Genomic DNA, 12453 nt, shown 5'->3' with positions numbered 1-12453 from the left:
TGCTTTAGGCAACCATTCGAGCATTCCGCTATGTCTACCCCCTCGCTTGTCGAACGCGCCAGCATCGTGCGCGGCTTCAACCGCTTCTATACCCACCAGATCGGCGTGCTGCAGGAACACCTGCTGCAAAGCGACTTTTCCCTGACTGAAATCCGCGTGATGTACGAGCTGTCGACCCGGGGTGACCTGACCAGCGCAGACCTGTGCCAGATGCTCAGCCTCGACGCGGGTTACCTGAGCCGGTTGACCAGCGGCCTGGAAAAGAAAGGCCTGATCGAAAAAGTCCGCTCCACCACCGACGCCCGCGCACTGCAACTGCACCTTAGCGATCACGGCCGTGAGGTGCTGGCGCCCCTGGAACAGCAGACCCAGCGCGAAGTCATCGCACTGCTCGACAGCCTGCCCGAGACACAACAGCGGCAGCTCACCGAGGCCATGAAACGCATCCAGGCCCTGCTGCAAGGCACGGCGCCAGGCTACCTGCTGCGCGATCCACAACCCGGCGACATGGGGACAGTGGTGCAGCAACAAACCGCGTTGTATGCCCGAGAATATGGCTGGAACTGGGAGTTCGAAGCGTTGGTGGCGGAGACTGTCGCCAAGTATTTGAGGGCGTTTGATCCGAGCTGCGAGCGTTGCTGGATCGCGGAAAAGGACGGTGAAGTGGTGGGATCGGTGTTCGTGATTCGCCACGACGACAACACCGCCCAACTGCGCATGCTCTACGTGGACGCCAGTGCGCGGGGCATGGGGATCGGCCAGCGGCTGGTGGATGAGTGCGTGCGTTTTGCCCGGCAGGTCGGCTACCAGCGCATGCAGTTGTGGACCGTGGACATCCTTTCCAATGCCCGCAAGCTCTATCAGAAAGCCGGGTTCGCGTTGGTCGAGGAAGAAACGCTGGATACCTTCGGCAAATCCCTGGTCAGCCAGACCTGGGCCCGCGACCTGTGAAGCCGTCCCGCGCCGTTGCGGCGCGGGACGTCTCGTCTTACAGGTCAGTGATTTCCTTGTGGCGTGGCACCAGCGCTTTCATCACGCTCCAGGCCACCAGGTACGCCAATGCGCAGATGGCGAACATGATCATGTAGCCGGTGTGGATGTCGTTGATGGACTTGTAGTAATCGAAAACCCAGCCGCCGATCTTGGTCATCACCACACCGCCCAGGCCACCGGCCATGCCGCCGATACCCACCACCGAGGCCACGGTTTTCTGCGGGAACATGTCGGACACAGTGGTGAAGATATTGCACGACCACGCCTGGTGCGCGGAAGCGCCCACGCCGATCAGCAATACCGGCACCCAGAAGCTGAGGTAACCGAACGGCTGCGCCAGCAACACCACCAGCGGGAACAGCGCGATCACCAGCATGGCTTTCATGCGGCCGTCATACGGCGCATCGCCACGCGCCATGAAGTAGCTCGGGAACCAGCCGCCGCCGATGCTGCCGACCATGGTCATGCTGTACAGCACGGCCAGGGGCATCACGATGTCCGCGCCTTTCATGCCGTACTGCGCCGACAGGTAGGTGGGCAGCCAGAACAGGAAGAACCACCACACGCCGTCGGTCATGAACTTGCCAAAGGCAAACGCCCAGGTCTGGCGGTAGGTCAGCAGCTTGAACCACGAGACTTTCTTCTCGACCGCGCCGGCCGGCGCCGGGGTGAAAGGCTGTACGGTCTGGTCGCTGCGGATGTAGGCCAGTTCAGCGGCCGACAGGCGCTTTTGTTCTTCCGGCTTTTGATAAAGGCCGATCCACACCGCCACCCACACAAAGCCCAGGGCGCCGATCACGATAAATGCCGCTTCCCAGCCCCACAGGCCGGCGATCAATGGCACACAGATCGGCGCCAGAATCGCGCCCACGTTGGCACCGGAGTTGAAAATGCCGGTGGCCAGGGAGCGTTCTTTCTTGGGGAAGTATTCGGCGGTGGCCTTGATCGCAATCGGGAAATTACCCGCCTCGCCAATCGCCAGCACGGCGCGGGACAGCATGAAGCCGGCAATCGACACCGGAATCACCGCCAGCCCGATGGCCCCGCTGATCGCTGCGACGCCCTCGCCCATCGGCACCGCGAAGGCATGCATGACGGCGCCCGTGGACCAGATCCCAATGGCCACGATGTAGGCGGCCTTGGTGCCGATCTTGTCGACAAAGCGCCCGGCAAACAGCATGGAGATGGCATAGACAAACTGGAACACCGCCGCGATGTTGGCGTAGTCGGTATTGCTCCAGCCAAATTGCGTCGACAACTGCGGCGCCAGCAGGCTGAGCACCTGCCGGTCGAGGTAGTTGACGGTGGTCGCGAAGAACAACATCGCGCAGATGGTCCAGCGATAGTTGCCTACAGCTTGGCCAACGCGCTGGGCGTTGATGGGCTCGTTCAAGTTCATGGCATCACTTTTTTATTTTTGTTAGGTAAGACATACATAACGTCATATGTCGTCGTACAACTGTGACTTTTATATCGGGCCACCTACGGGCTGTCAATCTGAAAGATCGCTGTTATTCAGGTATTACGCGGCGATGTGAAAGGTCAGGCAAAATCAGTTGTAGGACGACGAATGTGAAAAACCCGGCTGGGCGCCTTGCCGGGTACGTCGTCGAGCAGGCCATAGGGCTGCATGCCGATCTTTTCCAGCACGCGGATTGAGGCGGCGTGGTCTGGCCGCACCAGGCCGAACACTTCAGGCAGGCCGAGTGTTTCGAATGCCCACGCCAACGCATCGCGGCCCAACTCGGTGGCGTAGCCCTGCCCCCAGGCCTCCACTGCAAACCGATATCCGAGGTTGATACGTCGGTCGGTCAAGTAATCGAGTGGCGCGACACCCCCGAAGCCGATGAGGTGATCCGGCGCTTCACTGCGCGCAATCGCCCACCAGCCATAGCCCTCGGTGGCCCACTGCTGGAGCCAGTGATTGAGCAGGCGTTGGGCAACCTCCAGGCTCGCCATCGGGCCGGCGGGGTTGAACTGGTTGGTTTGTGGATCACCGAAGATCGCGAACAATCGCTGCACGTCACTCGGTTGTGGCTGGCGGTAGACCAGTCGTGCAACAGCTGTAGCCATACGAATATTCCTGTAGTGAGCGGGCTTGCCCCGCGCCGGTGCCGCCGAGATCGCAATTTGACAATTTAACCAGGGTGGCCGGGTTTGCGCAGGCGCGGGGCAAGCCCGCTCACTACAAAAGCGTGCCCATAAGGTAAAAAAACAAATTAGCGGTGAATTTTTTCGTGTCGGCTTGTATCTGAACTGACAGAGCGGTGCCATCGCAACGATGGCACCTCCCCTGTTCTGTTTTAGAGTGTCCCGCATGAAATTACGTAAGAAAAGCGTCAAACCCATCGGATTGAAAGACATCACGATTGTCGACGATACCAAAGTGCGCAAGGCGATCACCGCCGCTGCGCTGGGTAACGCCATGGAATGGTTCGACTTCGGCGTCTACGGGTTCGTCGCCTACGTACTGGGCAAGGTGTTCTTCCCGGACGCTTCCCCCAGCGTACAAATGATCGCCGCCCTGGCAACCTTCTCCGTGCCCTTCCTGATCCGCCCGCTGGGTGGCCTGTTCTTCGGCGCCCTGGGTGACAAATACGGACGACAAAAAGTCCTCGCCGCCACCATCGTGATCATGTCCCTGAGCACCTTCGCCATCGGCTTGATCCCCGGCTATGACGCCATCGGCATCTGGGCCCCGATCCTGTTGCTGCTGTGCAAAATGGCCCAGGGTTTCTCGGTGGGCGGCGAATACACCGGCGCGTCGATCTTCGTCGCCGAATACGCCCCGGACCGCAAGCGCGGGTTCCTCGGCAGCTGGCTGGACTTCGGCTCCATCGCCGGTTTCGTGCTGGGCGCGGGCGTGGTGGTGTTGATCTCCAGCGTGCTGGGCGACGAGCAGTTCGAAGCCTGGGGCTGGCGCCTGCCGTTCTTCCTCGCCCTGCCCCTGGGCATCATCGGCCTGTACCTGCGCCACGCCCTGGAAGAAACCCCGGCGTTCCAGCAACACATGGACAAGCTCGAAACAGGCGACCGCCAAGGCCTGACCCACGGCCCCAAGGTGTCCTTCAAGGAAGTCGCCACCAAGCACTGGCGCAGCCTGCTGACCTGCATCGGGATCGTTGCGGCCACCAACGTGACGTACTACATGCTGCTCACCTACATGCCGAGCTACCTGTCGCACAACCTGCACTACAAAGAAAACAGCGGCGTGCTGATCATCATCGCGATCATGGTGGGCATGCTGTTCGTGCAGCCGTTCATTGGGTTTGTCAGCGATAAGATCGGCCGCAAGCCTTTCATCATCGGCGGTAGCATCGGCCTGCTGGTGCTGTCCATTCCGGCGTTCATGCTGATCACCAGCGGCAAGATCGGCCTGATCTTCGCAGGTTTGCTGATCCTGGCCGTGGTGTTGAACTTCTTCATCGGCGTGATGGCCTCGACGCTGCCGGCGATGTTCCCTACCCACATCCGCTACAGCGCCCTGGCCAGTGCGTTCAACGTCTCGGTGCTGATCGCCGGCCTTACACCCACGGCCGTGGCCTGGCTGGTGGAAAGCACCAACGACCTGTACATGCCGGCCTACTACCTGATGGTGTTTGCCGTGGTCGGCCTGATCACCGGCCTGACCATGAAGGAAACCGCCAACCGCCCCCTGCGCGGCGCCGCACCGGCCGCCTCGGACATGGAAGAAGCCAAGGAATTGCTGCAAGAGCACCACGACAACATCGAGCAAAAGATCGAAGACATCGATGCCGAAATTGCCGCGCTGGAGGCCAAGCGCCAAAACCTTGTGCAACAGCACCCCCGCATCAACTGACCCATAACGTGTAGTGAGCGGGCTTGCCCCGCGCCTGCGTCAACCCGGCCACCGCAGTTAATCTGCCAAATCGCGGTCTCGTTGACGCCGGCGCGGGGCAAGCCCGTTCATTACGAAGGTTGCCCGACCGTTCACCCTGGAGTATTCCGCATGGTTCCAAGCGTCACCTCAGCACACGCGCTACTCAGCGCAGACGAACGCGCCGCCATCGCCGAAATCGAAGCCACCACCAATATTCTTCATCTGGTCACGCGCCTGACCGGAATGCGCTTTGCCGGGATCGCCAAGTTCACCGATCTGGAATGGGTGGTGTGCTCGGTCTACGACCCGTTGCAGATGGGCATCAACGTGCACGACGTGCTCGACCTGGAAACCACCCTGTGCAGTGAGTTCTGTATCAATCCACAGGCCCTGTTCATTCCCGAGATCAGCAAAAACGGCCGCTTCGCTACGCGCCCGGTGGTCAAGCAGTTTGAAATCGAAAGCTACGCCGGGGCGCCAATCTTCCTGCCCGATGGCAGACTGTACGGTGCACTGTGCGCCCTGGACTCGCGGGCGATGCTGTTTGACGACCCCAACCTGCCGGAAACCTTGAGCCTGTTCGCACGGCTGGTGGGCTGCATCTTCTTCGCCAACCTGGCGGACGGCCGCTAGGCGCTACCGGAAGAAATGGCTCGGCGTCTTGCCAAACTGTTTCTTGAACATGCTGGTAAACGCGCTGGGGCTTTCGTAGCCCAGCTCCAAGGCGATATCGATCACCTTTTCCCCCACCGCAATGCGCTCCAGCGCCAGCAGTAACCTGGCCTGTTGGCGCCACTGGCCAAAGGTCATGCCGGTTTCCTTGCGGAACAGGCGCTGGATGGTTTTCTGGTCCAGGTTCAGGCGCTCGCTCCAGTGCGCCACCGTGGAGGCGTCGCCCGGCTCTTCTTGCAGCGCCACGCAAATACGCTGCAGGCGCGGGTCCGCCGGTTGCGGCAAAGACAGCGGCAAGGCCGGCAACATGGCGAGTTCGTCGAGGATCAGGTGCATGATCCGTGCGTCTCGCGAATCCTCGGCATACGGCGGTTTCAAGCTCACCGAGGCCTTGATCAGCTCGCTGAGCAGCGGCGAGATGCTCACCGTCTTCGGCTCGCCCGGCATGTTCGGAAAACGATCCGGGCGCACAAACACGCTGCGCATCTTCAACGTGCCTACGCAACGCAGGGAATGCACTTGCCCAGCCGGCATCCAGATGCCGCGATTGGGCGGCACCGTCCACTGGTTCAACGCCGAGTACACCACCATCACGCCTTCGATGGCGTAGAGCAACTGGTGCTTCTCGTGGCTGTGGTCGGGGATCACCCAGTTTTCCGGGTAGTCCGTGGCTGAACTGATGACGGCCCAGTCGCCTTCGTTGATTTCCTGGAGGAATTCGTTGAGTGGTTTAATCATTTCGCCCTTTTTGCGATGGTTGTCGCCCGAATTACGCGAGACAGGCATTCCTGACGAATCTAGCATGAACGCCGAATCATTTTGTAATGGATGGCGACCGTAAGCAGTCGCCGCCTTTGATTAGCTGCCTTGTATGGAATGCCCGCATGTCGACCCTCACTGCGTCACCCGCCGCCGCAACCACGACACCCCAAGCCAGCCCCTTGGTCATGCGCATCCTCGGCGCCTGCGCCCTGGCGCACTTGATCAATGACCTGATCCAGGCCGTGCTGCCGTCGATCTACCCGATGCTCAAGGCCAACTACGGCCTGACGTTTACCCAGGTGGGCCTGATCACCCTGACCTTCCAGCTGACCGCGTCCCTGCTGCAACCGTGGATCGGCTACCACACCGACCGCCATCCCAAGCCGTGGCTGCTGCCAGCGGGCATGGTCTGCACGCTGATTGGCATCCTGATGCTGGCGTTTGTCGGCACCTTCCCGGCGATTTTGCTGGCCGCGGGCCTGGTGGGTGTCGGCTCGTCGACCTTCCACCCGGAAACCTCCCGTGTCGCACGCCTGGCGTCCGGCGGTCGCTATGGCCTGGCGCAATCGACCTTCCAGGTCGGCGGCAACGCCGGCAGCGCCTTTGGCCCGTTACTGGCAGCGGCGATCATCATCCCCTACGGCCAAAGCCATATCGCCTGGTTCGGCTTGTTTGCCGTGTTCGCGATCCTGGTGCTGTACGGCCTGAGCCGCTGGTACCGCAACCACCTCAACCTGTTCAAGCTCAAGACCGGCGGCAAAGCGACCCATGGTTTGTCCAAGGGCCGGGTGACCTTTGCACTCATCGTGCTGGCCATGCTGGTGTTCTCCAAATACTGGTACATGACCAGCCTGACCAGCTACTTCACGTTCTACCTGATCGAAAAATTCCAGCTGTCGGTCGCCAGCTCGCAGATGTACCTGTTCCTGTTCCTCGGCGCCGTGGCCGTCGGCACGTTCGCGGGCGGCCCGATTGGCGACAAGATCGGGCGCAAGAAAGTCATCTGGTTCTCGATCCTCGGCGCCGCGCCGTTCACCCTGGCCCTGCCCTACGTCGACCTGTTCTGGACGGCGGTGTTGAGCGTGGTGATCGGCTTTATCATCGCCTCGGCCTTCTCGGCCATCGTGGTGTACGCCCAGGAACTGGTGCCGGGCAACGTGGGCATGATCGCCGGGATCTTCTTCGGCCTGATGTTCGGCTTCAGCGGGATTGGTGCCGCGCTGCTCGGTTTGCTCGCCGATACCCACGGTATCGAGTACGTCTATAAACTGTGCTCGTTCCTGCCGTTGGTGGGCATCCTGACGGTCTTGCTGCCCTCGACCAAGGGCGCCTGACCGGCCGATTATCGGATGGCTGTATGCCATCACGAAAGTTGCTCTGAAAAACCTGCGTGTGCGCTTACAATCCCGGTTTAAACGCACACCAGGCAGATCCGGCAAGACATGACGCTCGACCCCCCTACGATTTTGGCCCTCACCGTGGCCCTGGCCGCCGCTGCCGCGCTGTACCTGGCCGTTGAATGGCGCAGTGTGCGCGAACCTTCGTTGCTCTACTGGAGCGCCGGGTTCGCCACCATCACCGTCGGCTCCACCCTCGCCCTCTTGCGCCTCAATGGCTACCTGATGATTGGCATCTGGTTCGCCAACGGCTTGCTGGTGACCGCACACTTCCTGTTTTTGCTCGGCGTGGCGCGCTTTACCCAGACGCGCCTGTCGCCCCTGTGGCTGCTGATGCTGGCGGTGTGGCTGGGCATGCTGATGCTGCCGGCCGACCCGTCGTGGTCCAAGGTCATGCTGGGGGTGCAGTCGCTGCTGGTGGCGCTGCCCACCCTGCGCGCCAGTTTCCTGCTGCGTCCCCACGGCAAGTCCCTGAGCATCGGCGCGGTGCAGTTGCGCTTCGTCTTGCTGATTCACGGCGCGTTTTATGTGGCCAAGGCGCTGTCGGTCTTGATCCCGGGCACTTTGATTGACCTGGCCGCGTTCAAGGGCGAGATCATCCAGATTTCCCTGGTGGAAGGCGCAATGGCAATCATGCTGATCGCGCTGTCGATGACCGGCTCCGAACGCTACCGCCGCGAACAGCAGATCGCTCAACTCGCCGCCCGCGACCCGCTCACGGCGCTGTACAACCGCCGTGCTCTGGACGTGCATGCGCCACGTCTGCTGGCGCAGGTCTCGGCGGCTGAGCCGGGCGCCTTGCTACTGATTGATATCGACAATTTCAAAGGGGTCAACGACCTTTACGGTCACACCGCCGGCGACCGTTTACTGATCGCCCTGAGCGAGATGATTCGTAGCAAGGTGCCCCACGGCGCGCTGACGGCGCGTTTGGGCGGCGACGAGTTCGTGATATTGCTCAACAATGCATCGACCACGCAAATCGTCGACCTGGGCAGCCGCTTGCGCGAGCAGTTCCAGCACCTGGCCGCGCACACCTTCGCCACCCCGGCGCCGGTTACCTTGAGTATCGGTGCCCATTTGTTCGACCAGCCACCTGCCACCCTCGCGCAACTGATCGAGCAAGGCGACACCACACTCTACGAGAGCAAGCGCGGCGGGCGTGACAGCATTCGATTGGTGGACCGTACCGGCGTCGGCCATTACCGCCCATAACCGTATGACTCCTTCAGCCCCCCGGAATGCGCTTCGACTTTCGTCCTTGCTGCTGGATGATCTCCTGCTTTGCAAAGGAACTTGATCACCTGCCGTGCCACCTATTCGAGGCTAATCGACAGTGACTGAAGTCACTCGCTACCTGAGGAGAATATTGCATGACTACGATCTCCCCTGCGGTGAATCACACTTTCTATCCGACTGACTCAGCCAGCACACTGCGCAATTCTGAAACGTCCGAGGCGCAAACCGTCGTACGTCGTAAACGCGGTGTCGCCAGCACTCGCAAGCTATGGCCTCAAAACAAAACCATCACGATTTCCTTCATGGATGTGTCGGACAAAGATAAAGGCATTTTCAAAAAGGCCATTGAGTCATTCGCCCCGCACGTGAACCTGAAGTTCAAGTTTGTTGACGGGAACGACGGTGAAATACGCATTGCCACTGAAAAAAACCAAGGCGATTGGTCAGAGGGAGGCGTTGCAGCCCTCCATAGTGCGCCCGATGAGGCGACCTTGAATGTGGACACGCTGGGTTTTGACGAGAAAGCGATTAAACGCAAAATACTTCATGAGTTTGGGCACGCCTTGGGCTTGGAACATGAACATCAACATCCGGACCGGCCTTTTTCTTTCAACCCCGCTGAGGTGTACAGAAGCTATGGTGGCACCTCCAGAGCATACGTCGGCCCAAACATACTCACCTCTCTCAACCGTGCCAGCGTGACAACGTCTGACTATGATCAGACATCAGTGATGCACTACCCGTTTTCCGCCAGTTCTACCTCCAACAACGAGGCCATCCCCGCCAATGACGAGCTGTCACAAGGCGATAAGGATTTTCTGGCCTCACTGTATCTACCGGCCCGCGAGGCTTAGACAAAAGGCGGATCGTGGCCGCGCGCGAAATCGATGCGGTTGCGGTGAATGCCGACGAAATGGCAATCAGCCAGGCGGTCATGCAACCAGGAGAGGACATCCTGGTCGCCAACAGCGACGGCGCCCCGTCAGTTGAATATCCTTTGCCTGACCTACCGCTATCGCGGGCAAGCCCGCTCCCACAGTGGCTCTTCGTCGTTGCACAAATCCCTGTGGGAGCTGTCGAGCTTTAGCGAGGCTGCGAAGGCGGTGGGTCAGGTGGCATCTCTATTGGCTGTGCCGCCGCTATCGCGGGCAAGCCCGCTCCCACAGTGGCTCTTCGTCGTTGCACAATTCCCTGTGGGAGCAACTCGAGCTTCAGCGAGGCTGCGAAAGCGGCGGGTCAGTCAGCAAATGTATCGACTGTGCCGCCGCCTTCGCGGCCTCGCTAAGGCTCGACGGCTCCCACCTTTGATCTCCACAGTGTTTTAAGCGTGCCAGCATTTTCCCTGTGGGAGCTGTCGAGCTTTAGCGAGGCTGCGAAGGCGGTGGTGTGGGCGACATCTTCTTTGGCTGGGCCACCGCCTTCGCGGGCAAGCCCGCTTCCACAGGGGGGCGGCGTGCGGTTAGAGGTCGTAGTTCACCGCAACGCTACGCCCGGTTTTCACCGATTCGAGCGCGCAATCGGCCAGATGCAACGCGTACAGGCCGTCGCGCACGCTTGTGGGCAGCGGGTTGCCGCTGTTCAGCGCGTCGATGAACTGCGTCAGCTCATTGCGGTAGGCATCGGCGTACCGCTCCAGAAAAAAGTGCTGTAACGGCTCCAGCGCTTCGGTGTGTTTGGCACTCCAGTGGCGCAAGGTGCTGGGCCGGTGGTTGTCGGTGAGCAGTACGCCGCTGGTCCCCGACACTTCCACCCGCTGGTCATAGCCATACACCGCCTGGCGGCAGCAGTTGATGTGGCATTGCTTGCCGGAGGCGGTGCGCAGCAGCACCATCACGCTGTCGTAATCGTCGATCTCGGCCAGGCTCGGGTCCACCAGGCGGCTGGCGATGGCGCTGACTTCCACAGGTTCTTCGCCGAGCAGGTGGCGGGCGGTGTCGAAGTCGTGGATGGTCATGTCCCGCAGGATGCCACCGGAGTGTGCCAGGTAGTCACGCGGGGCCAGCCCGGGGTCGCGGCTGGTGATGATCACCTGGCGAACCGCGCCGATCTGCCCGGCATCCAGGGCCTGGCGCAGGCGCAGCATGTCGGGATCGAAACGCCGGTTGAAGCCGAGCATCACCCGCCCACCCTGGCGCTCGACAGCCTGGGCGGCGCTGCGGGCCTTGGCAATGTCCAGGTCGATGGGTTTTTCACAGAGCACCGCCTTGCCTTCGGCCACCGCTGCCAGCAACAGGTCGATATGGGTGTCGGTGGGCGTGCCGACCACCACCGCGTCGATGTCCTTGCGGGTCAGCACCGCCGCACAATCGTAGGCCGCCTCGCAGCCCAACTGCGTGCTCAGCGCATCGACGCCTTCGCGCCAGGGGTCGGCCACCAGTACCAGCGTGGCATTCGGGTGGGCGGCGACGTTGGCGGCGTGGATCTTGGCGATGCGCCCGGCACCCAGAACGGCGATTCTCAGCATGGTCGAACTCCTGGTGTTGTTATTGAGGGAGTGCTTAGTCCGGCAGATTGAACGGCGTGACGATCTGCACCTGGGACGGCGCAATCGGCCCGGCCTTCCACAGCCGGTGGTATTGCAGGATGTGCAGGAACACACTGCGGGCATCGATCTGCAGGTTGTGGTCGATGATCGCGGCGACTTTTTCTTCGAGCAGCAACTGGCGGTTTTCTTCGTCGAGGTCGTGGCCGATGAACACCTCCAACGGCCGTTCCAGCGCGGCGAACGCGTCGACAATCGCCCGGTTCCCACCGCCCACGCTGTACACCGCTTTCAGCTCAGGGTTGAGTTTCAAGGCCTGGGTGACGCGCTCGAACGTGCGGTCATACACGCCGTAACCACCGCTGATATCCATCACCCGCAGGTGCGCTGCACGACCGCGCAGCCAGGCGCGAAAGCCCATCTCGCGCTCTTCTTCACCCCGGAACAACTCGCTGCCGATCACCACCGCCACGTCTTGAGGTTGCACCGGCAACCAGCGCGACATCAGGTAGGCAGCGGTCTGCCCTGCCGTGCGGTTGTCCATGCCCACGTAGCCGATGCGCTCGCTTTGCGGCAGGTCGGTGACCAGCGTCACCACCGGAATGCCCGCCGCGATCAATTGCTTGACCGCCTGGTTCACCGCCGGCTCATCGGCGGCCTTGAGCACCACGCCCTGGCTGCCGGTGTCGAGGCAACGCAGCAACTGGTCATGCATGGCCTGGGGTTCGATCTCTTCGAACAGGTGAAAACGCGGCGCGATGCGAAACGGCGCCAGGCTGGCCAATTGCGCCACGATGGCCGCCTGCACCGCCGCGCTGAAACGCTGGGGCGTGTGCATGATCACGTCGACATGGAACGTGCGCCCCACCGCCAGGCCGTTTTTCTCCTGGGCCTCCAACTCATCCAACGCCTGCTCGATACGCCGCCGCGTCTGTCCGTGCACGCTGCCGCGCTGGTGAAGCACACGGTCGACCGTGGCTTTGCTCACACCCGCCTGGGTGGCGAGTTGCTTGATGGAGAAGTGTTTGGCGCGTTCGAGCATGGGGTTCGCCTGAGGTGTTTTTGAG

The 12453-nt window shown here is 61.3% G+C and carries 11 protein-coding genes; 6 read left to right on the top strand and 5 right to left on the bottom strand.

Annotated elements, in window-relative coordinates; translation table 11 throughout:
* The first annotated feature begins 30 nt into the window (after window positions 1-30).
* A complete protein-coding gene (locus tag HX803_RS26555) occupies window positions 31-951 on the top strand; it encodes a bifunctional helix-turn-helix transcriptional regulator/GNAT family N-acetyltransferase (RefSeq protein WP_178924821.1) in 921 nt (306 codons plus the stop codon).
* Between the two features lie 37 nt (window positions 952-988).
* Here the strand turns inward: HX803_RS26555 and HX803_RS26550 are convergent, their stop codons facing one another.
* Together HX803_RS26550 and HX803_RS26545 are read right to left on the bottom strand one after the other, a co-directional pair.
* On the bottom strand, window positions 989-2392 hold the full coding sequence (locus HX803_RS26550; protein WP_178924819.1) for an MFS transporter: 1404 nt from the start codon (window positions 2390-2392) through the stop codon (window positions 989-991).
* A gap of 143 nt (window positions 2393-2535) precedes the next feature.
* Window positions 2536-3066, bottom strand: a complete 531-nt coding sequence (locus HX803_RS26545) for a GNAT family N-acetyltransferase (protein WP_178924817.1) — start codon at window positions 3064-3066, stop codon at window positions 2536-2538.
* 244 nt (window positions 3067-3310) lie between these two features.
* Between HX803_RS26545 and proP the strand changes: the two genes are divergently transcribed.
* Together proP and HX803_RS26535 are read left to right on the top strand one after the other, a co-directional pair.
* Window positions 3311-4813 (top strand): glycine betaine/L-proline transporter ProP, encoded by a 1503-nt coding sequence (proP, locus tag HX803_RS26540; protein WP_178924816.1) that lies wholly within the window; start codon window positions 3311-3313, stop codon window positions 4811-4813.
* Between the two features lie 150 nt (window positions 4814-4963).
* Window positions 4964-5467 (top strand): GAF domain-containing protein, encoded by a 504-nt coding sequence (locus tag HX803_RS26535; protein WP_178924814.1) that lies wholly within the window; start codon window positions 4964-4966, stop codon window positions 5465-5467.
* Window positions 5468-5470: 3 nt separating this feature from the next.
* Here HX803_RS26535 and HX803_RS26530 read toward each other — a convergent pair whose 3' ends face one another.
* Window positions 5471-6292 (bottom strand): helix-turn-helix domain-containing protein, encoded by an 822-nt coding sequence (locus HX803_RS26530; protein ID WP_176995848.1) that lies wholly within the window; start codon window positions 6290-6292, stop codon window positions 5471-5473.
* Window positions 6293-6390: 98 nt separating this feature from the next.
* Here HX803_RS26530 and HX803_RS26525 point away from each other — a divergent pair, with 98 nt between their 5' ends.
* From HX803_RS26525 to HX803_RS26515, 3 genes are all read left to right on the top strand, one after another.
* Window positions 6391-7602 carry an MFS transporter gene (locus HX803_RS26525; RefSeq protein WP_178924812.1) on the top strand — a complete coding sequence of 404 codons (1212 nt, stop codon included), beginning with the start codon at window positions 6391-6393 and terminating at the stop codon, window positions 7600-7602.
* Between the two features lie 108 nt (window positions 7603-7710).
* A complete protein-coding gene (locus tag HX803_RS26520; protein WP_178924810.1) occupies window positions 7711-8880 on the top strand; it encodes a GGDEF domain-containing protein in 1170 nt (389 codons plus the stop codon).
* A gap of 158 nt (window positions 8881-9038) precedes the next feature.
* Window positions 9039-9758, top strand: a complete 720-nt coding sequence (locus HX803_RS26515) for a M12 family metallopeptidase (RefSeq protein ID WP_178924808.1) — start codon at window positions 9039-9041, stop codon at window positions 9756-9758.
* A 605-nt stretch (window positions 9759-10363) separates the two neighbouring features.
* On the opposite strand, the gene iolG is transcribed toward HX803_RS26515, so the two are convergent.
* Entirely contained in the window at window positions 10364-11368 is a 1005-nt protein-coding gene (iolG, locus tag HX803_RS26510) for an inositol 2-dehydrogenase (protein WP_178924806.1), read from the bottom strand.
* A 34-nt stretch (window positions 11369-11402) separates the two neighbouring features.
* Window positions 11403-12428: a LacI family DNA-binding transcriptional regulator gene (locus tag HX803_RS26505; protein ID WP_178924804.1), complete on the bottom strand. Its 1026-nt coding sequence runs from the start codon at window positions 12426-12428 to the stop codon at window positions 11403-11405.
* Between the last annotated feature and the right edge of the window lie 25 nt (window positions 12429-12453).

This window comes from Pseudomonas sp. P7548 (genome assembly GCF_013386585.1).
Lineage (GTDB): Bacteria > Pseudomonadota > Gammaproteobacteria > Pseudomonadales > Pseudomonadaceae > Aquipseudomonas.
This window is presented reverse-complemented; position numbering and strand designations above follow the sequence as displayed.